Annotated in this window: 27 protein-coding genes and 1 pseudogene; 18 read left to right on the top strand and 10 right to left on the bottom strand. The window is 60.8% G+C overall.

All coding sequences use genetic code 11. The annotated features are described in order from the left end of the window. The first annotated feature begins 61 nt into the window (after positions 1–61). The 4 genes from rpsF to rplI all read left to right on the top strand — a co-directional run bounded on the left by rpsF (position 62) and on the right by rplI (position 2,518). Entirely contained in the window at positions 62–520 is a 459-nt protein-coding gene (rpsF, locus tag PMI09_RS24830) for a 30S ribosomal protein S6 (protein ID WP_007800921.1), read from the top strand. A 12-nt stretch (positions 521–532) separates the two neighbouring features. After that, on the top strand, positions 533–781 hold the full coding sequence (gene rpsR / locus PMI09_RS24825; protein ID WP_004680498.1) for a 30S ribosomal protein S18: 249 nt from the start codon (positions 533–535) through the stop codon (positions 779–781). Positions 782–985: 204 nt separating this feature from the next. Beyond that, positions 986–1,921 (top strand): DUF2232 domain-containing protein, encoded by a 936-nt coding sequence (locus tag PMI09_RS24820; RefSeq protein WP_210294270.1) that lies wholly within the window; start codon positions 986–988, stop codon positions 1,919–1,921. Positions 1,922–1,942: 21 nt separating this feature from the next. Continuing rightward, positions 1,943–2,518, top strand: coding sequence for a 50S ribosomal protein L9 (gene rplI, locus PMI09_RS24815; RefSeq protein WP_007800916.1), 576 nt, complete (start codon positions 1,943–1,945; stop codon positions 2,516–2,518). A 60-nt stretch (positions 2,519–2,578) separates the two neighbouring features. Here the strand turns inward: rplI and PMI09_RS24810 are convergent, their stop codons facing one another. The 3 genes from PMI09_RS24810 to PMI09_RS24800 are packed head-to-tail and all read right to left on the bottom strand — an operon-like array spanning position 2,579 to position 5,795. Beyond that, the gene (locus tag PMI09_RS24810) at positions 2,579–3,643 is read right to left on the bottom strand and encodes an HlyD family secretion protein (protein ID WP_007800913.1); all 1,065 of its coding nucleotides are present in this window, start codon (positions 3,641–3,643) and stop codon (positions 2,579–2,581) included. 15 nt (positions 3,644–3,658) lie between these two features. Further along, complete coding sequence (locus tag PMI09_RS24805) at positions 3,659–5,341, bottom strand: MFS transporter (RefSeq protein ID WP_007800912.1); 1,683 nt, start codon at positions 5,339–5,341, stop codon at positions 3,659–3,661. Positions 5,342–5,351: 10 nt separating this feature from the next. Then, on the bottom strand, positions 5,352–5,795 hold the full coding sequence (locus PMI09_RS24800) for a MarR family winged helix-turn-helix transcriptional regulator (protein WP_007800909.1): 444 nt from the start codon (positions 5,793–5,795) through the stop codon (positions 5,352–5,354). 341 nt (positions 5,796–6,136) lie between these two features. On the opposite strand from PMI09_RS24800, the gene PMI09_RS24795 reads away from it, so the two are divergent. Beyond that, positions 6,137–7,633 (top strand): replicative DNA helicase, encoded by a 1,497-nt coding sequence (locus tag PMI09_RS24795; RefSeq protein WP_007800907.1) that lies wholly within the window; start codon positions 6,137–6,139, stop codon positions 7,631–7,633. Between the two features lie 31 nt (positions 7,634–7,664). Here PMI09_RS24795 and PMI09_RS24790 read toward each other — a convergent pair whose 3' ends face one another. The 3 genes from PMI09_RS24790 to PMI09_RS24780 form a co-directional block, all read right to left on the bottom strand. Beyond that, positions 7,665–7,967, bottom strand: coding sequence for an AzlD family protein (locus tag PMI09_RS24790; protein WP_007800906.1), 303 nt, complete (start codon positions 7,965–7,967; stop codon positions 7,665–7,667). Beyond that, complete coding sequence (locus PMI09_RS24785; protein ID WP_007800904.1) at positions 7,964–8,668, bottom strand: AzlC family ABC transporter permease; 705 nt, start codon at positions 8,666–8,668, stop codon at positions 7,964–7,966. Before PMI09_RS24785 ends, PMI09_RS24790 begins: the two co-directional genes overlap by 4 nt. A 70-nt stretch (positions 8,669–8,738) precedes the next feature. Then, positions 8,739–9,560, bottom strand: a complete 822-nt coding sequence (locus PMI09_RS24780; RefSeq protein ID WP_007800902.1) for an AraC family transcriptional regulator — start codon at positions 9,558–9,560, stop codon at positions 8,739–8,741. A gap of 180 nt (positions 9,561–9,740) precedes the next feature. On the opposite strand from PMI09_RS24780, the gene alr reads away from it, so the two are divergent. Continuing rightward, a complete protein-coding gene (alr, locus tag PMI09_RS24775; protein ID WP_007800900.1) occupies positions 9,741–10,907 on the top strand; it encodes an alanine racemase in 1,167 nt (388 codons plus the stop codon). Positions 10,908–10,911: 4 nt separating this feature from the next. Here alr and PMI09_RS24770 read toward each other — a convergent pair whose 3' ends face one another. Then, positions 10,912–11,547 (bottom strand): LysE family translocator, encoded by a 636-nt coding sequence (locus tag PMI09_RS24770; protein ID WP_007800898.1) that lies wholly within the window; start codon positions 11,545–11,547, stop codon positions 10,912–10,914. A gap of 150 nt (positions 11,548–11,697) precedes the next feature. On the opposite strand from PMI09_RS24770, the gene radA reads away from it, so the two are divergent. From radA to PMI09_RS24750, 4 genes are all read left to right on the top strand, one after another. Continuing rightward, complete coding sequence (radA, locus tag PMI09_RS24765; protein ID WP_007800895.1) at positions 11,698–13,101, top strand: DNA repair protein RadA; 1,404 nt, start codon at positions 11,698–11,700, stop codon at positions 13,099–13,101. Positions 13,102–13,194: 93 nt separating this feature from the next. Beyond that, positions 13,195–13,821 carry a CvpA family protein gene (locus PMI09_RS24760; protein ID WP_007800893.1) on the top strand — a complete coding sequence of 209 codons (627 nt, stop codon included), beginning with the start codon at positions 13,195–13,197 and terminating at the stop codon, positions 13,819–13,821. A gap of 170 nt (positions 13,822–13,991) precedes the next feature. Next, positions 13,992–15,482 carry an amidophosphoribosyltransferase gene (purF, locus tag PMI09_RS24755; RefSeq protein WP_007800891.1) on the top strand — a complete coding sequence of 497 codons (1,491 nt, stop codon included), beginning with the start codon at positions 13,992–13,994 and terminating at the stop codon, positions 15,480–15,482. Positions 15,483–15,560: 78 nt separating this feature from the next. After that, the gene (locus PMI09_RS24750) at positions 15,561–16,301 is read left to right on the top strand and encodes an SDR family NAD(P)-dependent oxidoreductase (protein ID WP_007800889.1); all 741 of its coding nucleotides are present in this window, start codon (positions 15,561–15,563) and stop codon (positions 16,299–16,301) included. A 10-nt stretch (positions 16,302–16,311) separates the two neighbouring features. Here PMI09_RS24750 and PMI09_RS24745 read toward each other — a convergent pair whose 3' ends face one another. Continuing rightward, positions 16,312–17,085, bottom strand: coding sequence for a glycoside hydrolase family 25 protein (locus PMI09_RS24745; protein ID WP_443216202.1), 774 nt, complete (start codon positions 17,083–17,085; stop codon positions 16,312–16,314). Positions 17,086–17,418: 333 nt separating this feature from the next. Here PMI09_RS24745 and cysS point away from each other — a divergent pair, with 333 nt between their 5' ends. From cysS to cimA, 6 genes are read left to right on the top strand one after another with little or no spacing between them, the layout of a single operon-like run. Beyond that, the gene (cysS, locus tag PMI09_RS24740; protein WP_007800885.1) at positions 17,419–18,810 is read left to right on the top strand and encodes a cysteine--tRNA ligase; all 1,392 of its coding nucleotides are present in this window, start codon (positions 17,419–17,421) and stop codon (positions 18,808–18,810) included. Continuing rightward, on the top strand, positions 18,807–19,283 hold the full coding sequence (locus PMI09_RS24735) for a GFA family protein (protein ID WP_007800882.1): 477 nt from the start codon (positions 18,807–18,809) through the stop codon (positions 19,281–19,283). The genes cysS and PMI09_RS24735 overlap by 4 nt, the downstream gene beginning before the upstream one ends. Then, the gene (locus PMI09_RS24730; protein ID WP_007800880.1) at positions 19,280–19,768 is read left to right on the top strand and encodes a GFA family protein; all 489 of its coding nucleotides are present in this window, start codon (positions 19,280–19,282) and stop codon (positions 19,766–19,768) included. The genes PMI09_RS24735 and PMI09_RS24730 overlap by 4 nt, the downstream gene beginning before the upstream one ends. Then, positions 19,765–20,241 (top strand): GFA family protein, encoded by a 477-nt coding sequence (locus tag PMI09_RS24725; protein ID WP_007800878.1) that lies wholly within the window; start codon positions 19,765–19,767, stop codon positions 20,239–20,241. The genes PMI09_RS24730 and PMI09_RS24725 overlap by 4 nt, the downstream gene beginning before the upstream one ends. Then, positions 20,238–21,197, top strand: a complete 960-nt coding sequence (pip, locus tag PMI09_RS24720) for a prolyl aminopeptidase (RefSeq protein ID WP_007800876.1) — start codon at positions 20,238–20,240, stop codon at positions 21,195–21,197. The genes PMI09_RS24725 and pip overlap by 4 nt, the downstream gene beginning before the upstream one ends. 30 nt (positions 21,198–21,227) lie before the next feature. After that, positions 21,228–22,844, top strand: a complete 1,617-nt coding sequence (gene cimA, locus PMI09_RS24715) for a citramalate synthase (protein ID WP_007800874.1) — start codon at positions 21,228–21,230, stop codon at positions 22,842–22,844. Between the two features lie 3 nt (positions 22,845–22,847). On the opposite strand, the gene PMI09_RS24710 is transcribed toward cimA, so the two are convergent. Then, entirely contained in the window at positions 22,848–23,711 is an 864-nt protein-coding gene (locus tag PMI09_RS24710; RefSeq protein WP_007800873.1) for a protein-L-isoaspartate O-methyltransferase family protein, read from the bottom strand. A 108-nt stretch (positions 23,712–23,819) separates the two neighbouring features. Here PMI09_RS24710 and rarD point away from each other — a divergent pair, with 108 nt between their 5' ends. Further along, positions 23,820–24,734 carry an EamA family transporter RarD gene (gene rarD / locus PMI09_RS24705; protein ID WP_007800871.1) on the top strand — a complete coding sequence of 305 codons (915 nt, stop codon included), beginning with the start codon at positions 23,820–23,822 and terminating at the stop codon, positions 24,732–24,734. Positions 24,735–24,800: 66 nt separating this feature from the next. Here rarD and PMI09_RS24700 read toward each other — a convergent pair whose 3' ends face one another. After that, positions 24,801–25,427, bottom strand: coding sequence for a TIGR00730 family Rossman fold protein (locus tag PMI09_RS24700; RefSeq protein ID WP_081499114.1), 627 nt, complete (start codon positions 25,425–25,427; stop codon positions 24,801–24,803). 155 nt (positions 25,428–25,582) lie between these two features. Between PMI09_RS24700 and PMI09_RS24695 the strand changes: the two are divergent. Further along, positions 25,583–25,983 (top strand): annotated as a pseudogene (locus tag PMI09_RS24695) (peptidoglycan-binding protein LysM); the annotation flags it as partial.

The raw sequence follows: 25,983 nt of genomic DNA, 5'->3' as shown, positions 1-25,983 counted from the left end.
AGTCGTTGAGGCTTAGCCGCCGATTATCGGGTTGAACCAACGCAAGAAAGGCAAAGCTGTCATGGCTCTTTATGAACATGTATTCCTTGCCCGACAGGATATTTCCGCTCAGCAGGTCGATGCCCTCGTAGAACAGTACAAGGGCGTGATCGAAGCTAACGGCGGCAAGGTCGGGCGCATCGAGAACTGGGGCCTTAAGTCCCTTACCTACCGCATCAAGAAGAACCGCAAGGCACATTACGTCCTCGTGGACATCGATGCACCGGCAGCTGCCGTCCAGGAAATGGAACGCCAGATGCGCATCAGCGAAGACGTCCTGCGCTACATGACGATCGCTGTCGAAGCACACGAAGAAGGCCCGTCTGCCATGATGCAGAAGCGCGACCGCGACGACCGCGGTCCGCGTGATGGTGCCGACCGTGGCCCGCGCCGCGAATTCGGTGACCGTCCGCCGCGCCGTGACGGCGACTTCCAGCGTGGCCCGCGTCCGGACCGCGCTCCCCGCGAAGACCGTGCATAAGGAGATCTAAGAATGTCTGAAGCTTCCTCCGCTCCGGTTCGTCGCCCGTTCCATCGTCGTCGCAAGACTTGCCCGTTCTCCGGCGCAAACGCTCCGCGCATCGACTACAAGGACGTTCGTCTCCTGCAGCGCTACATTTCCGAGCGCGGTAAGATCGTTCCTTCCCGTATCACTGCTGTTTCGCAGAAGAAGCAGCGCGAACTCGCCCAGGCGATCAAGCGCGCTCGTTTCCTCGGCCTACTGCCGTACGTCGTCGCTTAATCAGCTGACGAGACCAAATCGAGGGAAGGCAGCGATGCCTTCCCTTCTCCCTTTCGCGATGGGCGCGGATCGGAACTCTTAAAACCCATGTTGAGGCCTTTCTGAAACCGATTCAGGATAGTCCCTCTAACTGCTTGATGAAGCAGGACAGCGACCGTGACGCAACTGAACGCAAAAACGCTAGGCATCGGCGCGCTCGCCGGAATGACCGCCGCACTTCTGGTGCTCGGCGCAAGCATGCAGCCGTCGTTCAGTGCCGTTCTCTACGCGGCCTCCGCCCTTCCCATTCTTCTCGTCGGCCTCGGCTGGGGCAACATGGCGGCAATTTCCGCCGTCGTCACCGCCGCTGCGGTTGGCGCGATCGCCATCTCGCCGTCCTTCGCGTTGATGATGACGCTGGTCACGCTGCTGCCGGCCGGCTGGCTCAGCCACCTTGCAAACCTTGCCCGCCCCGCCTCCGAACTCGGCGGTCCCGAGCATCTGATGGCCTGGTATCCGCTTTCGGACATTCTGCTGCACCTCTGCGGTCTGGTGACGATCGCCGTCATCGTGGTCGGCGTCATGATCGGTTACGGTCCGGATCTCATCGATCGGCTCGTGGACGTGATGTTTGGCTCGCTTGCACAGCAGCAGCCCGAGTTTTCGCCCGATCCGGCGGTGACGGCGCAGACCAAATCGCTGGTGCTCCTCATGCTGCCCGCCATTCAGGGCGGCATGTGGGTGGTCATGTTGTTTGCCGCCTATTACATCGCGACCCGGATCGTCAGCGCATCCGGCCGCGGCCTGCGTCCCCGCGAGGACATTGCCTCGGCGCTGCGCATGAACCGCAATTCGATCTTCGTTTTTCTCGTCGGTCTTGCCGCCACCTTCTTCGGCGGCATGCCGGCGATGATCGGAGCAACCGTGGTCGGCACCTTCGGCGCCGGCTTCCTGCTTTCCGGCTTTGCCGCGCTGCATTTCCGCACGCGCGGCAAGGATTGGCGCCTGCCAGCGCTTATCCTCTGCTACCTGGCATCGCTCATCCTGATGGTGCCAGCCTTTTTCATCCTCGTGGTGGGCTTAAGCGATACCCGCAAGGCAATCGCACTTACCCCGAACAAGGATGTCGATGCCCCCAAACAGACAGACACGAAAATCTAAAGACACGAAAGGAACACGAACATGGAAGTCATTCTTCTTGAACGCATCTCCAAGCTCGGCCAGATGGGCGAAACCGTAAAGGTTCGCGACGGCTTTGCTCGCAACTACCTCCTGCCGCTCGGCAAGGCGATGCGCGCCAACGAAGCCAACAAGAAGCGCTTCGAATCCGAGCGCGCAACGCTCGAAGCTCGGAACCTCGAGCGCAAGTCGGAAGCGCAGAAGGTCGCCGACGCTCTCGACGGCAAGTCGTTCATCGTCGTCCGTTCTGCTGGCGAAACCGGCCAGATGTACGGCTCGGTCGCTGCTCGCGACGTCGTTGAAATTCTCGCTGCGGAAGGCTTCAACATCGGCCGCAACCAGGTTCACCTGAACACGCCGATCAAGTCGATCGGCCTGCACAAGGTTGAGCTGCAGCTCCACGCTGAAGTCGAAATCCACGTCGAACTCAACGTTGCTCGTTCGGCTGAAGAAGCCGGCCGTCAGGCCAAGGGCGAAACCCTCAACTCCGTCGATGCCATCTACGGCGTTGACGAAGACGCTCTGCGTCCGGAAGACTTCTTCGATCCGGAAGCCGACCTCGAAGGCGACGAAGCTTAATTTTCCCGAGAGATCCTCTCTGGAAATGGACGAAAGCCCGGCTCGCGCCGGGCTTTCTGCTTATTTGGCGGCTGTATTCTGCTGCGGCGGAGCGTTCTTGTCGACGTCGACGACGACGGAGAGCCCCGGCCCCAGATCCTTGACGACCGGCTGGTCGGGATCAAAGCCGATGCGCACGCCGACGCGCTGTGCAATCTTCACGAAATTGCCTGTCGCATTGTCCGCCTTGATGACCGCGAATTCCGACCCGGCTGCGGGCGAGAAGCGCTCGATGTGTCCCTTCAGACGCTGCTTGCCGAGCGCATCGACCGTGATGGTCACCGGCTGCCCGACCTGCATGCCGTACAACTGCGTCTCCTTGAAATTCGCCACGACCCACACATCCTCCGGCACGACGGCCATGAGCTGCGTACCCGCCGCCACATACTGCCCGACGCGTACGCCGACTTCGCCGAGATGACCGTCGCGCGGTGCGACGATCTTGGTGTTCTGCAGGTCGATTTCCGCAAGGCGCACGACGGCTTCGGCGCTTGCCACATTGGCTTCCAGAAGCGAGCGATTGACGATGATCGTTGCAAGGTTTTGCTTGGAAACTTCCAGCGCGGCCTTTGCCTGGTTCAGGGCAGCCTTGGCCTGGTCAAGTGTGGCCTGCGCGGCCTCTGTCTCACTCTGCGATGCAATGCCGCGATTACTGAGATTGTTGACGCGATCCCAGGCCTGCTGCGCGCGCGTCAGCGCTGCATTTGCGCTATCGATCTGCGCCTCGCTAGAGGCGATGCTCGCCTTTGCCGCAAGCTCTGACTGGCGGGAATTCTCCAGCGACGCCTTCTGCCCGTCGAGCGCCGCACGTGCCTGGGCAAGCTTCTGGGCGTAGATGCGGTCATCGATCTGAGCAAGCGTATCGCCCTGCTTGACCTGCTGATAGTCCTTCACGGGCACATCGACGACATAGCCGCTCACCTGCGGGCTCATGATCGTGACATAGCCGCGAACATAGGCATTGTCGGTCGTCTCCACCGATGTCACGAACGGCGGCAGCCGCCACGCATAGAGAACGAGAAGGACGCCGGCGATGCCGGCGAGCACTGCGATGATAGTCGAGGGAGAGCGAGGGAACTTCAACATACTGGGACCCTGAGATCACGATTGAGCGGGGATTGCATCGGGCTGGCTTATCCTGGGCCAGGGCAGCCGGCGCCACGCTTGATGGAAAAGAATGACGATCAGGCCGAAGACAGAGGAGTAGCCGATGACGAGGAAGGTGTCGTTGTAGGCGAGAATATAGGCCTCGCGGCTGACCTGCTGGGCGAGCAGCACCAAACCTTCAGCGTTGAGCAGCATCTTGTCGCCAAGCACCTTGCCGTAAGCGGCGCTCAGCTGTGAGATGCGCTGCGCCACGATCGGATCCTGCAGCAGGATGTGCTCGACGAGCACGTTCGAGTGGAACTTCTCCCGGATTGTCACGAAAGTCCCGAGCATCGCCGAGGCGAAGAGCGAGCCAATGCTCTGCGTGAAGACGAAGATCACCAGGAAGTTGACGATGTATTGCCCGCCCCGCGAGATCGCGGCCTTGAAGCCGTTCGCCATGACAGGAGGCAGGAACATCGCGGCGCCCGCGGCGACCATCGCCTGGCTCAAATACATCTGAGGCGGCCGTGTCAGGCTTGTCGACTGGCTATCCAGAAAGGCGCCGGCTGCAATGAGTGCGAGCGCCAGCACGTGGGCTGTTTCGACGTAGCGCGTCGTCATCAGAAACGCGCAGAAAAGCCCGCCAACCAAGGAGGCGAGAAGAATGATCGCATAGAGTGTCACTGTCTGATCGTTCAGAAGCCCGAGCTGCTGATAGAAGTTGGCGGCAGTTGACGACTGCTCCGAGGAGACGAAGCGGAAGAGAAGCAGGACGCCTGCCATTCGCATGTTGGCGCCCGAAAACAGCCAGCGGAAATCGATCAGCGGATTGGTGCGCGGCAGCTCAATGGCCAGCATCAGAGCAAGAGAGCCGACCGACACCGCCAGTAGAACGCCGATCCAGGGCGCCTCGAACCACCAATAGAGCCGGCCGAGCGTCAGCACGACGGCAAGACACCCGAAGCCGACCGCTAGGAGGAGATAGCTTAGTATGTCATGTCGTTGAATGACGTTCGCCCGAGGCGGCGCCGTAAGCGGCAGCAGATAGATGATCGGAAAGACGGCGAGCGCGAGGCCCATCTCGAACATATAGAGCGCCTGATACCCGCCGAACTGAAGCAGCGAAGGTGAGACGATGCGCGCGACGGGAGACGCAAACAGCGTGCACATCAGGGCAAGGCTGATCCCGAGCGAGAGCTTATTTTCCTGCGGGAAAGGCTCCAGCATATATAGGAAGCCGAGCGTCGAAAGGGGAGCTGCGGCCATGCCGCTCAGGGTGCGCACAACGATCGCGGAATGCAGGTCAGTGATGAGGAGATTGAGCACCGCCGCAACGACGAAACAGATAATGCCAAGTTCGGCGAAACGACGAAGACCGTATTGGGTACGAATCTTGAAGAGTCCAATCGACATGCTGGCGTAAGGTGCCATATAGGCCGCCGAGAGCCAGGAAACTTCAGTCGTGGTCGCGGAAAACGAGCCCTGCAGCTGATAGATGTTAGCAGTCAGCAGGTTCATGCCGAGGCCTTGCGTCAGAAAAAGCAGGACCGACGCCGCAATGTAGAGCGGCACCTTCCAGGCCGGCATCGGCACGCCCGCTGCGGGTGGCGGCGACGGCATCTGTTGTGTGCCCGGCTTCGCCTCCTCGGCGGGCCGTGGCGCCACATTGTCGTTGGCGGTCTCGGCCAGGCTCATCGGCAGGACCTCAAATTCCGCGAATGCCCTGCAGGTTGGCTTGCATGGCCCGGATCACTTCCAAAGTAGTCTTCAGATCATTTTCGGGAATACCGGCGATAACCTGCGCCCGCACTTTTACGGCAATGTCATCGATTTCGCCGGCCACGACCTTGCCGGTCTCGGTGATGTAGATTTCCTTGGCACGGCGATCGGAGCCGGCCACGCGCCGCTGGACGAAACCCTGCCCTTCCATTGCATCGAGAATCCTGACGAGCGTTGGCGTCTCCAGCTCCAGCCGTTCGGCAAGTTCACGCTGGTTGATTCCGTCCTTTTTATTAAGCGTGAAGAAGACACGGGCGCGCGGCAGCGTCATGTTGCGCTCCCGCACTATCTTGTCGAAGACGGCCCTTAGCTTACGATTGAAAGCGGCAAGGTCTTCGATAAGCTCACGCCCGAGAACGGGATTTCCCATATATTTCAGTCCTATTTTGTTAGCGCACTAATTATATCGTTGCTATCTATATTGTTTTCCGATCTTTTTCAAGAGCCGACGGCCTCTGTTTGGATGCAAGTCTCCCCCGACAGGCTTAGACTACCACGCAAGCCACGATGGAAGTGAGTCGTTTCTGGCCGTGTTCTGCAGGTGACACTTTCGGTATTTTTGCACTGACCGCAAGTGCGACTGTGGAGAAGTCGAACAACGGGCAAAGCCTTCCCGTATCGACGGCGGCACAGGAGCCTTCTCGCTTCCGCGCTTGATTTTGCCGCTTGCGCGCGCCACACCCGAAGCTGAAGAAGACAGAACGGATCAAGATGAACGACGTCGCTCGAAAGATTGCCGCCGTTGCTCCAGCGGAGCAGCACTACCGGGAAGCCCCCAACAATATCGAAGCCGAACAGGCGCTTCTCGGCGCGATCCTGATGAACAACGACGCCTATTATCGGGTGTCGGACTTCCTGAAGCCGATCCATCTCTACGAACCGCTGCACCGCAAGATCTTCGAAGTCGCGGGCGACATCATCCGCATGGGCAAGATCGCCAATCCGGTGACGATCAAGACGTTCCTCAAGGCCGAGGAAAAGGTCGGCGACATGACGGTCTCCGAATACCTCGCCCGTCTCGCCCGCGAAGCGGTCACCATCATCAATGCAGAAGACTATGGCCGCGCCATCTATGATCTGGCGCTTCGCCGCGCGCTGATCACCATCGGTGAAGATGTCGTCAATATCGCTTACGACGCGCCGCTCGACATGCCGCCGCAGACACAGATCGAGGACACTGAGCGCCGTTTGTTCGAACTCGCTGAAAACGGCCGTTACGACGGTGGCTTTCAGTCATTCAACGACGCGGTAGCACTTGCGATCGACATGGCGGCAGTCGCCAAGGAACGTGATGGGGGGCTTTCCGGCATCTCCACCGGGATCCATTCACTGGACGGCAAGATGGGCGGCCTGCAGCGCTCTGACTTGATCGTGCTCGCCGGTCGTCCGGGCATGGGCAAGACCTCGCTCGCCACCAACATCGCCTACAACATTGCCGCCGCCTACGAGGGCGAAGTGCAGCCGGACGGCAGCATGAAGGCGAAGCAAGGCGGCGTCGTCGGCTTCTACTCGCTCGAAATGTCGTCCGAACAGCTCGCCACGCGTATCATCTCCGAGCAGACGGAAGTCTCTTCCTCGAAGATCCGCCGCGGCGACATCAACGATGCCGACTTCGAAAAGCTGGTCGCCTGCTCGATGATGATGCAGAAGGTGCCGCTCTACATCGACCAGACCGGTGGTATCTCGATCGCACAGCTTTCGGCGCGCGCCCGCCGCCTGAAGCGCCAGCGCGGCCTCGATTGCCTGGTGGTCGACTACATCCAGCTGATGACCGGCTCGGGCAAGTCAGGCGAAAACCGCGTGCAGGAAATCACCCAGATCACGACTGGCCTGAAGGCGCTCGGCAAGGAACTGAACGTTCCGATCATCGCCCTCTCCCAGCTCTCGCGTCAGGTCGAAAGCCGAGACGACAAGCGCCCGCAGCTCTCCGACCTTCGTGAATCGGGCTCGATCGAGCAGGACGCCGATGTCGTACTCTTCGTGTTCCGTGAGGAATACTACGTCAAGAATCTCGAGCCTCGCGATCCTAACGATCCGAAGTATGCCGAATGGGAAGCGCTGTTCGACAAGGTAAAGGGCACGGCTGACGTTATCATCGCCAAGCAGCGCCATGGACCGACCGGCACGGTGAAGCTCGCCTTCCAGTCGGAATTCACGCGTTTCGCAGATCTCGCCGATCCCTCCTTCATCCAATACGAAGAGCACTGACGAGATCCTTCTCGTCAGTACGCTACCCGACCTACAAGCCGACGGCTCGCAGAATGGCAACGGTTGCCACGCCAACGGCAACGCTTGCCAGCATCGGCAGCCGGCGCGCTGCGAGGGCTGTAACCAGGCAGGCAGCCGTCTCGGCCCAGCCTGTCGCAAAGGCGGTGGGCGCAATTACTGCCATTAGAACCGCCGGCGGTATCGCCTCGATGGCGGTTCGGGTCTGCTCGGTCATTTCGACATGGCGAATGAGAAGCAGGCCGCTCATGCGGGTCAGCACCGTTGCAGCCGCCATGGCGAGAATCGCAAGAAGCGTGTGTATCTCCAGGGTCATGCCGTCACCGCCTTTGCCTTGCCTGTCCACAGTGCCGCGGCAAGCCCGGCGAGCGCGCCGGCTGCGATGTACCAGACACCCGGTACGACCTGGTGAACCAGGACGGCGGCCAGAGCGCTCGCAGCCAATACCGAACCCGTCTCACGGCCTTTCCAGAACCCCATCGCCAGCACGACAAAGACTGCGGGAAAGGCGAAGTCGAGCCCTATGGCAGCGGGATCGCCTAGAAACGTGCCGAGAGAGGCGCCAATCAGCGTGGAGCCGACCCAGGCCACATAGAACGGCATGGCGATGCCGGCGAACCATGAAGGTGTCAGCCGCGCCACGCCTGCGCGGAATTCCGCAATCGCCCATATCTCATCAGCCAGGAACAGCATGGCGGCATATTTTCGCAAGCCCGAGAAGGCTTGCATCTTCGTGCCGAGGGACGCGCTCATCAGGACGTGGCGGATATTGACGAGCAGCGCGGCAAAGCCGACGCCCACCCAGCTTGCCGGGTGCGTCCAGATATCCATGGCGACAAACTGTGAGCCACCGGCAAAGACGAGCGCGCTCATCAGGGTCGCTTCGAGAGGAGACAGACCTTTCGTGGCCGAAACCGCACCGAAGACGAGACCAATTGGAATGACGGCGACGACGAGCGGCAGGATTGCCCGCGCTCCGGCCAAAAAGTCGCCGATCGATCGCCTTTGAGTGAGCATTGGAACCTCCAGAACTGCTAAAGTCGGAGGTGTTAAGCTGCTGCGCAGTGACCGTCTTGAACGAAAGTGATCAGCCCGCGCGATACTGTCCCGGCGTGACGCCGGTGCGTGCCTTGAAGTGGCGGGTGAAGTGCGCCTGGTCGGCGAAGCCGCACTGGATTGCCACATCGGCTGGCGCCTGTCCTGACCGCAATAGCTTGCGCGCCTCGCGCACACGCTTGTCGGTCAGAAAGGCATGCGGGGTGATGTGGTATTCGCGGCGGAACGCCCGGATGAGATGCGCGCGGCTCAAGCCTGCGACCTCGGCCAATTCGTCAAGCCCGATATCGCTGTCGAAATTTTCGGTCAGATAGTCGCGAGCGCGGCCGACTGCGGTGCGCTCCTTGGTATCCACCGGCACGACAATCGTGCTGCCGTAGCGTTGGAAGATTGCCGCGAGCACGCGAAACATACCCTCTTCTGATTCCAGCGCTCCGGCACCGCTCTCCAGCACGCGATGGGCGGTATGAAAAGCGGCGGCCATCTCGGGATCATTGAGAAGCTCCTTCGGGAAGGACGGCGTGGCGTTGAAAGCCTTGCCGGTCACGTCTTCGAGAATATCGACGAAGAGCTTGGTATCGGGATAGATCATCCGGTAGCGATACCCCTCGCCGCCGGGAACGCCGTCATGCACGACGCCGGGGTCGATGAGATAGAGATCGCCCGCGCCGGTCTCCTCGCGAACACCCTTCATCGTTGCGATCTGCGTGCCACTTTCGATGGCGCCGATCGAGAAGGTGTCGTGGGCATGAGGCGCATATTCGTGCGTCAGGAAGCTCGCGCTCAGGCATTCCATGTTGTGGAATCGGCGGTCGCGCCAGAAACGCGCCCGTTCGAGACCTGCAAGCGGCATCGCCTCGGCCGCCTCTTTCTGCGATACATTCTCCATCAAACCAGACTACTTCACGCGCGTCCCCTGCGTCTTGAACAAAAGTGATCGCAAGATCGATATCTCCTCGGCTTGCTTTCACTTTGCCTTATTGATCTCTAGACTACCACGCGACAAGCACTCTCCCTACTTTTGTGAAGCACCATGACTGATTTTGTTGATAGTTTCGAAGATGAAGACCCATTCGACTCCGCTGGCCTGCGCCTGACCGTCGACCTGACGGCACTGACGGAAAACTGGAAGGACATGGCGCGACGCTCCGGCAAGGCTCGGGCCGCGGCTGTCGTGAAGGCGGACGCCTACGGCACTGGCATCGAAGACGCTGGCGAAGCGCTCTTTATGGCCGGCGCGCGTGATTTCTTCGTCGCCACCGTCGATGAAGGCGTGACGCTGCGGCCCTACGCGCCCGACGCTCGCATTTTCGTGCTCGCGGGCGTCTGGCCCGGCACAGAGCGACGGCTCTTCGAAAACGACCTCGTGCCGGTGATCTCGTCGGAAGAACAACTCGCCTTCTGGATGGCCGTGCTCGCCGAATACGGCGACTACCCCTGCGCCCTCAATGTCGATACGGGCTTCAACAGGCTGGGCCTTTCCATGGACGAGGCGATCGCGCTTGCCGACGACGTTTCGCGCCCGGCAAGTTTTGCGCCGGTGCTCGTCATGAGCCATCTCGCCTGCAGCGACGACCATTCCTCGGAGATGAACAAGCAACAGCTTGAATCGTTCCGGCGGGTTAGCGCAGCCTATGAAGGTATCGAGTCAAGCCTAGCGGCATCGGGTGGCATCTTCCTCGGCAGTGACTATCACTTCGATCTCACGCGTCCCGGCATCGCGGTCTATGGCGGCGAAGCCGTCAACGGCGTGGCGAACCCGATGCGGCCGGTCGTGACCGCCGAGGCGCGGATCATTCAGGTTCGTACGGCCAAGGCGGGCGACACCGTCGGCTACGGCCGCGCCATGCGATTGACCCGTGACAGCAGGCTCGCCGTGGTGTCGGCCGGATACGCCGATGGGTACCTGCGAAGCCAGTCGAGCGGCGGCGTGCCTCTGCGCCAGGTCGTGCCGCAGGGAGGCCAGGGTTTTCTGGCCGGGCGAAAGGTTCCGGTTGCCGGCCGCATCACCATGGATCTGACGATTTTCGATGTCACCGATCTTCCGGAAAATGCAGTGCTCGCAGGCGATTACGTCGAACTGTTCGGAAAGAACGTGCTCGTCGACGACGTGGCGAGGTCGGCAGGTACGATCGGCTACGAGATCCTGACCAGCATCGGCCTTCGGCACGAGCGACGCTACCTGTACGAGGAAGACTAAGGACCTACCGCGTCGTCAGGGCCAACCGCACGCCGAGCGCCACCAGTAGCGCGCCAAGGCCGCGATCGAGCCAGAGGCCGATGCTTCTCTTACGCTTGACGAGATCGGCAAGCCGTCCTCCCGCAAGGATGAGCGGCGGCTCGATGAAGGCTGCAACCGCAATGATGAATAGGCCATGGACCGCCAGCTGTAGCCAGGTCGGTCCGGCGCCCGCGACCACAAATTGCGGTAGGAAGGCGAGGAAGAAGATCGCGACCTTCGGGTTCAGCAGCGAAACGAGGATGCCCTGCCTGTAGACATGGTTCCAGGGCAGGACGTCCTTCGCCGCACTGACCAGGCCGCCCTCGGCTTTCGAGCGCAATGCCTGAATGCCGAGCCAGATGAGGTAGATCGCACCGACCCACTTGACCACCGAAAAGGCCAGTGCGGAGGCGGCGAGAATCGCAGATAGACCGAATGCTGCCATCCCCACATGCAGGCAGGCGCCGGTCCAGATGCCGAACAGCGCGGCAAAACCGGTCTTCGTCCCGCTTTTGAGGGTGTGGCCGAGAATGAAAGCCATGTCGGGACCCGGCGACAGGTTGAGCAGGACCGCCGCGGTCAAGAACGCGATCCAGTGCGCGAGCGAATAGTCCAGCATCGTCGTGGCCTCCAAGACAGTGGAGAACAAGTGCCACCGTCGCCCCTGATAGGGAAATCATTAGTTTTGATCGGTGCCACGAATGATTATTTGAGCAATCAAACTGATTCGATGCGACGCGCTGGCGGCATCCAACCGAAAGCATAATTGATGGCGAAGGCCAGGACACAATTCATCTGCCAGAGCTGCGGTGCGGTCCATAACCGCTGGGCGGGCAAGTGCGATAGCTGCGGCGAGTGGAATACCATCGTCGAAGAAGACCCCATGGGCGGCATCGGCGGTGGACCGGCAAAGACGCCGAAGAAAGGCCGCCCAGTGGCACTGACGGCACTCTCTGGCGAGATCGAGGAAGCTCCGCGTATCCATACCGGCATTTCGGAACTCGACCGGGCACTCGGCGGCGGCTTCGTGCGCGGTTCGGCGGTGCTGATCGGTGGCGATCCTGGTATCGGCAAGTCGACGTTGCTGATGCAGGGCGCGGCAGCGCTTTCGCGTCGCGGCCATCGGATCATCTACGTTTCGGGCGAAGAGGCGGTGGCCCAGGTAAGGCTGCGGGCGCAACGCCTGCAGGCAGCGGACACCGATGTCCTGCTGGCTGCCGAAACCAATGTCGAGGACATTCTGGCAACGGTGGCGGAAGGCAAGCGGCCCGATCTTGTGATCATCGATTCCATCCAGACGCTCTGGAGCGAACTGGCCGAATCCGCGCCTGGAACCGTGACGCAGGTGCGCACCGGCGTTCAGTCGATGATCCGCTTCGCCAAGCAGACCGGCGCGGCCATGGTTCTCGTCGGCCATGTCACCAAGGACGGCCAGATCGCCGGTCCGCGTGTCGTCGAGCACATGGTCGATGCGGTGCTCTATTTCGAAGGCGATCGCGGCCATCACTATCGCATCCTGCGCACCGTCAAGAATCGCTTCGGACCGACGGACGAGATCGGCGTCTTTGAAATGTCAGACAAGGGGCTGCGCGAGGTCGCCAATCCGTCCGAGCTCTTCCTCGGCGAGCGTAACGAAAAATCGCCGGGAGCTGCCGTCTTCGCCGGCATGGAAGGCACCCGCCCCATCCTGGTCGAAGTGCAGGCGCTCGTTGCCCCGACGTCGCTCGGGACCCCTCGCCGCGCCGTGGTCGGCTGGGACTCCGCACGCCTGTCGATGATCCTTGCCGTACTCGAGGCTCATTGCGGCGTCCGGCTCGGCCAGCACGACGTTTATCTGAACATCGCTGGCGGCTATCGCATCTCCGAACCGGCCGCCGACCTCGCCGTCGCCTCGGCCCTGGTTTCGTCGCTGGCCGGTATTGCCCTGCCGGCCAATTGTGTCTATTTCGGCGAAGTCAGCCTGTCGGGCGCCGTCCGGCCGGTTTCACATACGTCCCAGCGCCTCAAAGAAGCCGAGAAGCTGGGCTTTTCTGCCGCGTTGCTTCCCTCGGCGTCAGCCGACCTGCCGAAGGGTTCGGGCAGTCGCTGGAGCGAGATCGAGAGCCTGCCGGACCTGGTTGCACGTATTGCTGGGTCGAAAGGCGCACTGCGACGTGTGGAAGAAGAGGTTTGATCCTTTCATCGCCAGCATCGGTGATGTTATAGGAAGCACGCAATGAGGCGCGACCAAGCCGTATATAAACGGCGGTCCTGGAGTTGAATTTATATGCCCATTACGATTTTCGACGGTATTGTCATCGGCGTCGTTCTTTTCTCCGCCGTACTTGCAATGGTGCGCGGCTTCTCCCGCGAAGTTCTTTCGATCGCAAGCTGGGGCGGCTCTGCGGCCGCCGCATACTATTTCTACTCCTACCTGGTCCCCTACGCGAAGAGGTACACGGATGACGACCGCATTGCGATCGTCGGCTCGGCCGCGGTGGTGTTCCTGATTGCGCTGATCGTGATCTCGTTCATTACCATGAAGATCGCGGACTTCATCATCGACAGCCGGATCGGCGCTCTCGACCGCACTTTGGGCTTTCTCTTCGGCGCGGCTAGGGGCATACTTCTTCTCGTCGTCGCCGTCGCTTTCTGGAACTGGCTCGTGGACGCGGATCACCGCCCGGCCTGGGTGAACAACGCCAAGTCGAAGCCGTTCCTGGACTCGATGGTCGTCAAGTTGCAGTCCGTACTGCCGGCCGAATTCGCGCAGATGGTGCGGGCGAGCGTGATGGACAAAATTCAGCCGCAGGGCGGCAATACTGAGAGCGGCAACGCGCCGGCATCCGATCAGGCGCCAGCCGAAGACGTAGCGCCCGCTCCTGCGAATGGTGCACAGCAGCCGTCGAATTGACGCAGTGTTCAACAGCTTGACCCGCCACCTGGCAATTGCCATTTGAGCGGAACGTGAATAAAGGTCCGGCCGGGCATCCGCTCTGCCGGGCCTCAGCCGTTTAAAACGCATGATAACGGCGTCATGCTATGGAAGCCGATCCATTCTTGTGAGAGCAAAGGCCCGCATCGATGAACCAGTCTCATTCCTTGACGTTCAATGACGAATTCGATGGAGACACGCTCCACGAAGAATGCGGCGTCTTTGGCATTCTTGGCCATGACGATGCGTCAACGTTGACGGCGCTCGGCCTGCATGCCCTCCAGCATCGCGGGCAGGAAGCGGCCGGTATCGTCTCCTTCGATGGGCTGCGCTTCCACTCCGAACGGCATATGGGCCTGGTCGGCGACCACTACACTGACCCGACTACCCTCGCCCGCCTGCCCGGCAACATCTCGATCGGCCACAACCGATATTCGACAACGGGCGAAGTGGCGCTCCGCAACGTGCAGCCGCTCTTTGCGGAACTCGAAGTCGGCGGCATCGCCATTGCACATAACGGCAACTTCACGAATGGCCTGACGCTTCGCCGCCAGCTGATTGCCGGTGGCGCTATCTGTCAGTCCACCTCGGATACGGAAGTGGTTCTCCACCTCATCGCCCGCTCGCGCTACAGCTCCACGGCCGACCGTTTCATCGACGCGATCCGCCAGATGGAAGGCGGCTATTCGATGCTCGCCATCACACGCACGAAGCTGATCGCGGCGCGCGATCCCACCGGTATCCGTCCCCTCGTCATGGGCGAACTCGACGGCAAGCCGATCTTCTGCTCGGAGACCTGCGCGCTCGATATCATCGGCGCCAAGTTCGTCCGCGATGTCGAGAACGGCGAAGTCATCATCTGCGAAATCCAGCCGGACGGCTCGATCTCGATCGACGCCCGCAAGGCGGGCAACGGCCAGCCGGAGCGCCTCTGCCTGTTCGAATATGTCTACTTTGCCCGTCCGGACTCGGTCGTCGGTGGTCGCAGCGTCTATGTCGCGCGCAAGAACATGGGCATCAACCTCGCAAAGGAAGCGCCTGTTGAGGCTGATGTCGTCGTTCCCGTACCGGATGGCGGCACGCCGGCAGCGCTCGGCTACGCTCAGGAAAGCGGTATTCCGTTCGAATACGGCATCATCCGCAACCATTATGTCGGCCGCACCTTCATCGAGCCGACGCAGCAAATCCGCGCCTTCGGCGTCAAGCTGAAGCACTCCGCCAACCGTGCGATGATCGAGGGCAAGCGCGTCGTGCTCGTCGACGATTCGGTTGTACGCGGCACCACCTCGCTGAAGATCGTGCAGATGATCCGCGATGCCGGCGCCAAGGAAGTGCATCTGCGCGTCGCAAGCCCGATGATTTACTATCCTGACTTCTACGGCATCGACACGCCGGATCGCGAGAAGCTGCTGGCCAACCAGTACGACAGCCTCGAGGCCATGTGCAAATATATCGGGGCTGACTCCCTGGAGTTCCTGTCGATCAACGGCCTTTATCGCGCCGTCGGCGGTGAGGACCGTAACGACGCCCGCCCGCAGTTCACCGACCACTACTTCACCGGCGACTATCCGACGCGACTTCTCGACAAGGACGGCGAAACGATGGGCCGCAAGGTTTCCCTGCTCGCGACCAATGGCTGACTGCCATTGGCTTTGACATTTGACTAGGGGGCGCTTATTGCGCCCCTTAATTTTTCAGCGATGCAGGACCGGGGCACAATGACTATCAACCTTGAAGGCAAGATCGCACTCGTCACCGGCGCATCCCGCGGCATCGGCTATTTCACGGCAATTGAACTGGCAAAGGCCGGTGCGCACGTAATTGCCTGCGCCCGCACGGTCGGCGGTCTCGAGGACCTCGATGATGCAATCAAGGCGGCTGGCGGTTCCGCGACACTGGTTCCTTTCGATCTTGCCGACATGAACGCTATCGATGCGCTCGGCGCCTCGATCTTCGAGCGCTGGGGCAAGCTCGACATCCTCGTCGCCAATGCGGGCGTGCTCGGCGTGATCTCGCCGATCGGGCATATCGAGGCGAAGACCTTCGAGAAGGTGATGAACATCAACGTGACCGCGACGTGGCGGCTGATCCGTTCGGTAGACCCGCTGCTGTCGCGCTCGGATGCCGGCCGCGCCGTCATTCTCTCATCCGGTGCCGCGCACAAGTGTCGCCCGTTCTGGGGTCCCTACTCCGCCTCCAAGGCAGCTGTCGAAGCGCTGGCCCGCACCTGGGCAGGTGAAACGCAGCGCACGCCACTTCGTATCACCAGCGTTGATCCAGGCGCCACCCGCACCGCCATGCGCGCGCAGGCCGTTCCGGGCGAAGATCCCGAGACGTTGCCGCATCCTTCCGAGGTCGCCAAGGCGATCCTGCCGCTGGTCGGTCCCGACGTGACCGAGACCGGCAAGCTCTTCATCGTTCGCGAAAACAAGCTGGTCGACTACCGCCTGCCGGAATAGGCACGTTTACTCAATTCGCCGCGACGGCCGGGAACAGGTGTGAGAAACCAGTTTCCGATGCGCAGAGCGCATTGAGATCGACCGGGCCTTGAATGCCATCCAGCGTGCCGTTGTCGGCGAATTGCCAGATTGACCAGTCACGGCAATCGTTCTGGTGTGGCTCTTTGAATACGCTTCGGAGCCACAGGTAGTGTTCGGGGAACCGCGACTCGTTGCCTTTGAGGTATCGATCAAAAAACTCTTGGGTGACGTAGAATATCGGCTTCTCCGGAAAGGTGCTTTTTAGTTCAGCGAAGAATGCGTTCACCTCCGATGCCATTTCCTCCACCGTCGGGACTTTGCTGCAATTGCCGACAAACTCGAGATCTACGGCGATCGGCAACGTTCCCTGCTCCTTTGGGACGGTTGCCAAGACATTCTGTGCCTGATCCTTGCCTGGGCGGCAGAAGGTGAAAAAATGGTATGCGCCGCGTACCAAGCCCGCATCTTTCGCGAGCTGCCAGTTCGTGGCGAACTTGGCATCTCGGTGATCTCCCCCTTCGGTCGCCTTCATTATCGCAAAGCGGACGCTCGGTTGCGCCGCGACCGTCTTCCAATCGATATCGCCTTGGTGGTGACTAACGTCTATCCCTTGGATCGGATAGTGGCTGAGGGATGGATTGTTGAAGCGAGCCATTCCGAAATCGTAGGCGAAGTATGCAGCGGATGCGACCAAGAAAATTGCTGTCGCTCCGATTGTCGTGTATACCGCCTTGCGCACATATTCCTCCCGGTTTTTCAACATGTTCGCAATTGGCTAGATCAGATTTACGCCGCGAGAATGGCGAACGAATCTCAGATCATCCGCTCAAACCAGCTAGATGTTCGTCGCTGCAATCGATTCACTGGATCGATTGCTCCGGCTGGCGCCGACCGCTTCTCACCCCCCTTGACCAATCCCCGTTCCCGCGCCATAAAACCCGCCATGAAAACGGTTACCTGCATTATCTGCCGGAAGATTATTCGCTAGCGCGCTCGCTGGCCTGGCCGTTTTCGTCTCCCAAAGACCCAAGATGAGAAACGCCCCGGCCCGCCGGTGGAAGTATTTTTCGGATCATTGCATTTTGGGAGAGTAGACATGGCCGGCGCGCCAGACACTAAGAAGCCGGAACTAAAGCTTTACAACACGCTGTCGCGCGAAAAGACGGCGTTTGCGCCGATCGATCCGCTAAACGTCCGCATGTATGTCTGCGGCCCGACTGTTTATGACTACGCCCATATCGGCAACGCGCGTCCCGCTATAGTCTTCGACGTGCTGTTTCGGCTGCTGAACCATGTCTATGGCGCCAAACATGTCACCTACGCGCGCAACATCACCGACGTCGACGACAAGATCAATGCGCGGGCTCTGCGCGACCACCCCGGTTTGCCGCTGAACGAGGCGATCCGGCTGGTCACCGAAAGAACCGAGACGCAATATCTCCAAGACGCCAAGGCCCTCGGCTGCCTTGATCCGACGATCCAGCCGCGGGCGACCGACAACATCGCCCAGATGATCGAGATCATCGAGAAGCTGATTGCCAAGGGTCACGCCTATCAGGCGGCCGGCGAAGTGCTGTTCAACACGAAATCCATGGCAGATTACGGCGCGCTTTCCAGGCGCAACCTCGAGGAACAGCAGGCCGGCGCCCGCGTCGCGGTCGAGGCGCATAAGAAAAACCCCGGCGACTTCGTGCTGTGGAAGCTTTCGAGCGAGAGCGAGCCCGGCTGGGAGAGCCCCTGGGGGCGCGGTCGTCCGGGATGGCATATCGAGTGCTCTGCCATGAGCGAGCGCTACCTCGGCGAAGTCTTCGACATTCACGGCGGCGGCCTCGACCTGATCTTCCCCCACCATGAGAACGAGATCGCCCAGTCGCGTTGCGCCCACGGCACCAAGGTCATGGCGAACGTCTGGATGCACAACGGCTTTCTGCAGGTCGAGGGCCGAAAGATGTCGAAGTCGGAAGGCAATTTCGTCACTATCTACGAGTTGCTGCACACCGAGAAGTTCGGCGGCCGGCAGTGGCCCGGCGAAGTACTGCGTCTTGCCATGCTGATGACCCACTACCGCGAGCCGATCGATTTTTCGGTCAAGCGGCTGGAGGAGGCCGAACGGGTGCTCGCCAAATGGCCGGCAGCAGATGCTGCGGGCGCGCAGCCCGACGCTGCTGTCCTCAGCGCCTTGGCCGACGACCTCAACACGGTGGCAGCCATCCAGGCGTTGCATGCGCTTGCCCAGTCCGGCGATCACGCGACATTCGCCGCCAGCGCGGCTTTGCTCGGCGTTCTGCCTGAGAAGGCCGAGATCGACGAAGCGGTCGCCATCGAAATCGACCGGCGCGTGAAGGCGCGGCTCGAATTGCTTAAGGCGAAGAACTTCGCCGAGGCCGACAAGATCCGCGACACGCTGCTTGCCGAAGGCATCCAGCTCAAGGACGGCAAGGATCCGGCCACCGGCGAACGAGTGACCAAGTGGGAGGTGAAGAGATGAGCACCTATACCGGCGGCTGCCAGTGCGGGGCGATCCGCTTCCGCGTTCGCGGAATGTTGAAGGATTCGTCCATCTGTCATTGCCGCATGTGTCAGAAGGCGTTCGGTGCCTATTACGCACCGCTGGTCTCCGTGCGTGGCGCCGAGTTCGAATGGACGCGCGGCAAGCGCAAGCGCTTTCGTTCGTCCAACGTGGTCGAGCGCGGCTTCTGCGCCGATTGCGGCACGCCGCTGACTTACGAGGCGCCGGATGGCATGGCGGTCGCAGCAGGCGCCTTCGATGATCCGTCCGCCCTTCCGCCAGTCATCCAGTTTGGCACCGAAGGCAAGATCGGCTTCGTTGACCACCTGCATGAGTTGCCTGCGCGCGAGACCGAAGAGGATGCCGAGGCGGCCCCCTTCGTGCTCGACATCGTCTCCTACCAGCATCCGGACCATGACACGACGACGTGGCCCGAGGAGAGAAATCCATGACACCAGCTGTGGCTCTGAGTGGAGGTTGCCAATGCGGTGCGGTTCGTTACCGGGCCGTTGGCGAACTCGGTTATCCGCACCTCTGCCATTGCCGCATGTGCCAGAAGGCCGCCGGGAACTATTTCATGCCGCTGGCCGCGGCGAAGCGGACGGATTTCGCACTGACGCGCGGCGAGCCCAAATGGTTTCACTCTTCCGATATCGTGCGCCGCGGCTTTTGCGCGGACTGTGGGACACCGCTTTTCTACGATGTTCCGGGTGCGGACTTCATCAACATCGTGCTCGGTTCATTGGACGATCCCGATAGCGTCAAGCCGGTGATGCAATCGAACACCGGACGCAAGATGAGCTGGTTTCACAAACTCGATGCCCTGCCCGTCGAGCCGGAACCAGAAACACCCGAGCGCGAAAACGCGATTGCCGCGAGCAATCATCAGCACCCCGACCACGACACAGCCCATTGGCCAACCGGAGCGTCAGCATGAGCGAACCCATTCGAGCCGGCGGTTGCCAGTGCGGCGCAGTCAGATTCCGCATCAGCGGCAAACTTGGCCGCCCTTCGATCTGCCATTGCCGCATGTGCCAAAAGCAGTTCGGCGGCTTCTTCTCCGCTCTCGTCACCGCACCTGACGAAGGCATGGAGTGGACGCGCGGCGAGCCCAGCTATTTCCAGTCTTCCGTCAATATCGATCGCGGCTTTTGCAAGAACTGCGGCACGCCCATGACCTATCGACACCCCGGCGGGTTGGAGTTGGCGATCGGCACCTTCGACGATCGCAGCGATCTGGCACCGCAAATCCAGGTCAATTACGACGCACGCATTCCGTGGGTCGAGACGATCTTCGATCAACCTGTTCACACGGACCCCGACTATTACGCGCGGCAGGAGGCGATTATCTCCTTCCAGCATCCCGATCACGATACTGCAACCTGGCCAGCCGAAGGCGTCAAAATATGACTGAAGTGCTCCGTACCCTCTATCCCGAGATCGAACCCTATGCGTCGGGCCACCTCGACGTCGGTGACGGCCACAAGATCTATTGGGAGCGTTCGGGCACACCGGGTGCAAAACCGGCAGTGTTCCTGCACGGCGGTCCCGGCGGCGGCTTTTCGCCGAGCCACCGCCGCTTGTTCGATCCCGCACTCTACGATGTGCTGCTGTTCGACCAGCGTGGCTGCGGCAAGTCCACGCCGCACGCAGACCTCAATGCCAACACGACCTGGCACCTCGTCGCCGACATCGAACGGCTGCGCGAGATGGCAGGCGTCGAGAAATGGCAGGTGTTCGGTGGCTCATGGGGTTCGACGCTGGCGCTCGCCTATGCCGAGAAGCACCCGGAGCGCGTTTCCGAGCTGGTTGTGCGCGGCATCTATACGCTCACCAGAGCCGAGCTCGACTGGTATTATCAGTTCGGCGTGTCGGAGATGTTCCCCGACAAATGGGAGCGCTTCATCGCGCCGATCCCACCGGAAGAACGCCATGAGATGATGCTGGCCTACAATCGCCGACTGACCGGGTCGGACCGGGCCGTTGCCCTTCAAGCGGCCCAAGCCTGGAGCATCTGGGAAGGCGAAACGATCACGCTGCTGCCGGAAAAGTCGACCAGCGGCAAGTTCGAGGAGGCCGACTTTGCCTATGCTTTCGCCCGCATCGAGAACCACTTCTTCGTCAATGCCGGCTGGATGGACGAAGGCCAGCTGCTGCATGATGCCCATAAGCTGAAGGACATTCCCGGCGTCATCGTGCATGGCCGTTACGACATGCCCTGCCCGGCAAAGTATGCCTGGCTGCTGCACAAGGCATGGCCAACGGCGGAGTTCCATCTGATCGAAGGCGCGGGGCATGCGTTTTCGGAGCCCGGCATCCTCGACAAGCTGATCCGCGCCACAGACAAGTTCGCCGGAAAGCAATAACGAGCCCACAAGGCCGACAGGACCACCATCATGACACGCGAAAAGATCTACCTCTTCGACACGACGCTCCGCGACGGGCAGCAGACGCCCGGCATCGACTTCTCCGTCGAAGACAAGATTGCGATCGCGACCATGCTTGATGAGTTCGGCCTTGATTATGTCGAAGGCGGCTATCCCGGCGCCAATCCGACGGATACTGCCTTTTTCGCCGAGAAGCGCACGACACAAGCTCGCTTCGTCGCCTTCGGGATGACGAAGCGAGCCGGTGTTTCGGCCTCGAACGACCCGGGCCTGGCAAGCCTGCTGCAGGCCAAGAGTGACGCGATCTGTTTTGTCGCCAAGAGCTGGGACTACCATGTGAAGGTGGCGCTCGGTTGCACGAACGAGGAAAACCTCGAAAGCATCGCTGAGAGCGTCAAGGCCGCCGTCGCCGCCGGCAAGGAGGCATTGGTCGACTGCGAACATTTCTTCGACGGTTACAAGGCAAACCCCGCCTATGCTATCGCCTGCGCCAAGACCGCCTATGAGTCCGGCGCACGCTGGGTCGTGCTCTGCGATACCAATGGCGGTACGCAGCCGCCGGAAATCCGGACCATTGTCCACGCGGTTATTGCGGCGGGCGTTCCCGGTCACTGTCTTGGCATCCACGCGCACAACGACACCGGTCAGGCGGTCGCCAATTCGCTTGCCGCCGTGGAAGCGGGTGTGCGACAGATTCAGGGCACGCTGAACGGCATCGGCGAGCGCTGCGGCAATGCCAACCTCGTGACCCTAATCCCGACGCTGGCGCTGAAGGAAGCGTATTCATCCCGGTTCGAAACCTCGATCGACACCGAGCGATTGTTGAATCTCACACGACTCTCGCACGCTTTCGACGAGCTGTTGAACCGCTCGCCCGATCATCAGATGCCTTATGTCGGCGCGTCTGCCTTTGCGACAAAGGCTGGCATTCATGCTTCGGCTTTGCTCAAGGATCCGCGCACTTATGAGCATGTGACGCCTGAAAGCGTCGGTAATTTCCGCAAGGTCATGGTCTCTGACCAGGGGGGCAAGGCGAACTTCATTAACGCACTGAAGCGGCGCGGCATCGAGGTCGGCAAGGACGATCCGAAGCTCGACCGCCTGATCGCGCTGGTCAAGGAGCGCGAGGCATCGGGCTATGCCTATGAGGGCGCCGATGCGAGCTTCGAGCTGCTTGCTCGGCGGACCCTCGGAACCATCCCGGAATTTTTCTCGATCGAGGGGTTCCGCGTGATGGTCGAGCGCCGCTTCGATTCCCACGGGCGAGTTAAGATCGTCTCGGAAGCGGTGGTGAAAGTCGTCATCGACGGGCAGACGATCATGTCGGTGGCAGAAGGCGACGGTCCGGTCAATGCGCTCGACCTCGCACTGCGCAAGGACTTCGGCAAATACCAGCACGAGATCGACGATCTGGTGCTGGCCGACTTCAAGGTCCGTATCCTCAACGGCGGTACCGAGGCGATCACCCGCGTTCTCATCGAATCTACCGATAGTGACGGCGTTCGCTGGTGGACGGTCGGCGTGTCTGAGAACATCATCGATGCGTCGTTCCAGGCGCTGATGGACTCGGTGATCTACAAGCTCATGAAGAACCGACAACTGGCCGGCAAGATCGCCGCCGAGTAGGCGTCAGGCACCGACGACGAGGCCCCAATCCGCCTCCGAATACCACTCCTTGCCCTGTCGCGCGGTCTTCCAGCGCAGGGCGCGGACCTGTTCCACACCGCCCTTGTAGAAGGCGGCCTCCAGCCGCCGGTAACTATCGAACCCACCCTTTACGGCCTCCGCCCAGACAAACGCGACGGGCCCAAGATATTCGGCAGCGTAACCAAGGTCTTCGCGGCGGAACAGGAAGAAGCCAGCGTAGGAACCAAGACCGGTCGGCCCCGCCGCATCGACATCGGGGACGCCCAGCGGCAGGATCAGCCGGCCGCCGACACTCAATCGCTCCACCCAGGCTTCGGCTGGAAAGTGGATGGCAAAGTTCACATAGACGGCATCTGTCGGCTCGCGCGGCCATTCGACCCCATTGCCATGGACAACGCGAACATTCGGATAGTCGCGGAGATTTTCTTCTGCCCGCATCGCCAGTTCGCCATCGAATTCGACGGCGGTGACATGACCGCCGCTGCCAACAAGCAGGGACATGATTGCCGTGTAGTAGCCGCTGCCGGCGCCCACATGACAGACGGTATCCCCCTGACGGAGCGCCAACTTGTGGATTCCCCGGGCGTGAAGGCTCGGGCTGCCGTTGTTGATATGCCGTTCATGCTGAAGCGCAAACAGCACGTCCTGATAGACGACAGAGGCATCTCCCGAGGCATCGACATAGCCTCCCCATCCCGCCATCTTCCATGGCGGCGGCCCTAGGAACCGCTCGCGCGGTACCGCTGCAAAGGCCTGTAGCAGCGCGTCGTCGTCTTGCACGCCTTCCTTCGCAAGTACCCGGGAGGCAAATGCTCTGCGGCAGTTCGCAAGAGCTTCTTCGTCCATGGTCTTCACCGTCGCGATGGGCCAGCATCTATTCACCGAAATGAATTGGCCTATTCACGTCCGTTACGTTAAGCGGATCCATAACAAGAACAAATATGGAAACACTCGATGTCCGCCAATGCAAGCGCTCCGATCGTCAAGAACGAAGACAGTCCACGTGGCTTCGCCTTTGCACTGACGGCGTATCTTCTGTGGGGTTTCCTTCCGATCTACATGAAGGCCGTCGCTCATATTTCGCCGGCGGAGGTCATCGCTCATCGCATCCTCTGGTCCTTGCCCTTGGCGGGTCTAGTGCTCATCGTCCTCGGCCGAACGCAAGATATCCGCACTGCCTTGCGGTCGCCGCGGATGCTGGCCATGGCGGCGCTCACTGCTGCGCTGATCACCGTCAATTGGGGCACCTATGTCTGGGCGATCGGCAGTGGCCACGCGATCGATGCGGCGCTCGGCTACTTCATCAACCCGCTGTTCAGCATCTTCCTTGGCGCGGTCGTGCTGAAGGAGCGGCTGCGCCCGGCGCAAATCGCAGCTATTGCGTTGGCTGGCCTTGCGGTCGTCGTATTGGCGCTTGATAGCGGCGGCATTCCCTGGATAGCGCTGACGCTGACGATTTCCTGGGGTCTCTATGCTCTGTTTCGCAAGACGTTGCCGCTCGGCCCGAACCAGGGTTTCTTCCTCGAGGTTTTGATCCTCAGCGTCCCGGCGCTGTTCTACGTTCTCTATCTGGAGCTCGGCAGCGGTGAAGGACACTTCTATCGCACCGGCTGGGCCGATACCGCCCTGCTGCTCGGCTGCGGCATCGTCACCGCCGTACCGCTGATGATCTATGCCAATGGCGCCAAGCTGTTGCGGCTTTCGACCATCGGCATCATGCAGTACATCGCGCCGACGATGATCTTCCTCATCGCGATCTTCGTGTTCCACGAACCGCTCGGCACCGCGCGCATGATCGCCTTCCCACTGATCTGGGCGGGCTTGTTCCTCTACAGCTGGGCGATGCTCAAGGGGAGCCGGGAGCGCTAGCAGGATGCCGGGTCAGTCCAGATTTCAGCCCATCGGGCCTAAAGTCATCCTGATCTAGGGACGCCGTTACATCTTCGAGATCACCGCATCCTCGCCCTCGCGGTCCAGCGATGCGATTTCGGCCGCCTGTGCCACGATGCCGGGGATGATTTCGGATATGTCGTCTATAACGAGCGGCTGGACGCGATGGGCCGTGTGGACGAAACCTTCGTCTGTCATGTGGCGCATGAGCTCCATCATCGGATCCCAGAAGCCGCCGATATTGGCAAACACCATCGGCTTCTCGTGACGGCCGAGCTGCGCCCAGGTCATGATCTCGACGATTTCCTCCAGCGTGCCGATCCCGCCCGGCAGCGCGACGAAGGCATCGGAGCGCTCGAACATGGCATGTTTGCGCGTATGCATATCAGGCGTTACAATCAACTCATTGAGCTGGCCGAGGGAATGGCGCGTAGCCTCCATGTCGATCAGGAACTCGGGGATGATGCCGGTTACCTGACCACCGTTCGAAAGCACGCCGCTCGCCACAGCCCCCATTATGCCCTTGGTGCCTCCACCATAGACGAGGCGCAGGCCATACTCGGCGATTTCCTTACCCAGCGCACGGCCGGCTGCCATATGGCGGGGATCGCTGCCCGGTCGCGAGCCGCAGTAAACACAGATGGAGCGAATGGAATGAGATTGATCTGTCATACGGGCAAACAACTATTCTCTCTGGCTCCAGTCAAGAAAAATGACGGAAAACCTGCGTCTTACATTTGCCTGGCTACTTTGACTGCTTGTGCAAAGCAGCGGGAATCGCTAGCAATTTTAGGAAGTCCGGCAAGATTGCCGCCTGGGGAGACGTGATGATGAGAAACCGTGCCGGCTTGCTGGCCCTTGCAGTGCTTGTAGTCGCAATTCTTTTGATGGTCTTTTTCGTCATGCCCCGCATCGGCGGAGACGCCGCCAAAGTTGGTGACGCAATAAACCAGGCCGGCTCCGAAGTGAAGAAGACGGTTACCGAATCTGCCAAGACTTCACGCCCGTCAGCCCCCGACGATGCCGAAACGACCCAGAAAGTCGGTCGCCTTGCTTCGGAGGCAGGCCAGTCCATTTCGGAACTTAAGGCGCTCTTTGCAGACGGCAATGACCCGACCCAGGAAGTTTTCGAAGCGGCCAAGTCGAAGGCGACGACCTCTTTGCAGACCCTCGCCGATCTTGCAATCCCGGAAGGCACGAACCCGGTGACGGCGGCGGCCGCCACCAA

This window comes from Rhizobium sp. CF122 (genome assembly GCF_000282035.1).
In the GTDB taxonomy this organism is placed as follows: domain Bacteria; phylum Pseudomonadota; class Alphaproteobacteria; order Rhizobiales; family Rhizobiaceae; genus Rhizobium.
The sequence above is the reverse complement of the archived record's forward strand: the minus strand, read 5'-3'. Positions and strand labels throughout refer to the sequence as shown.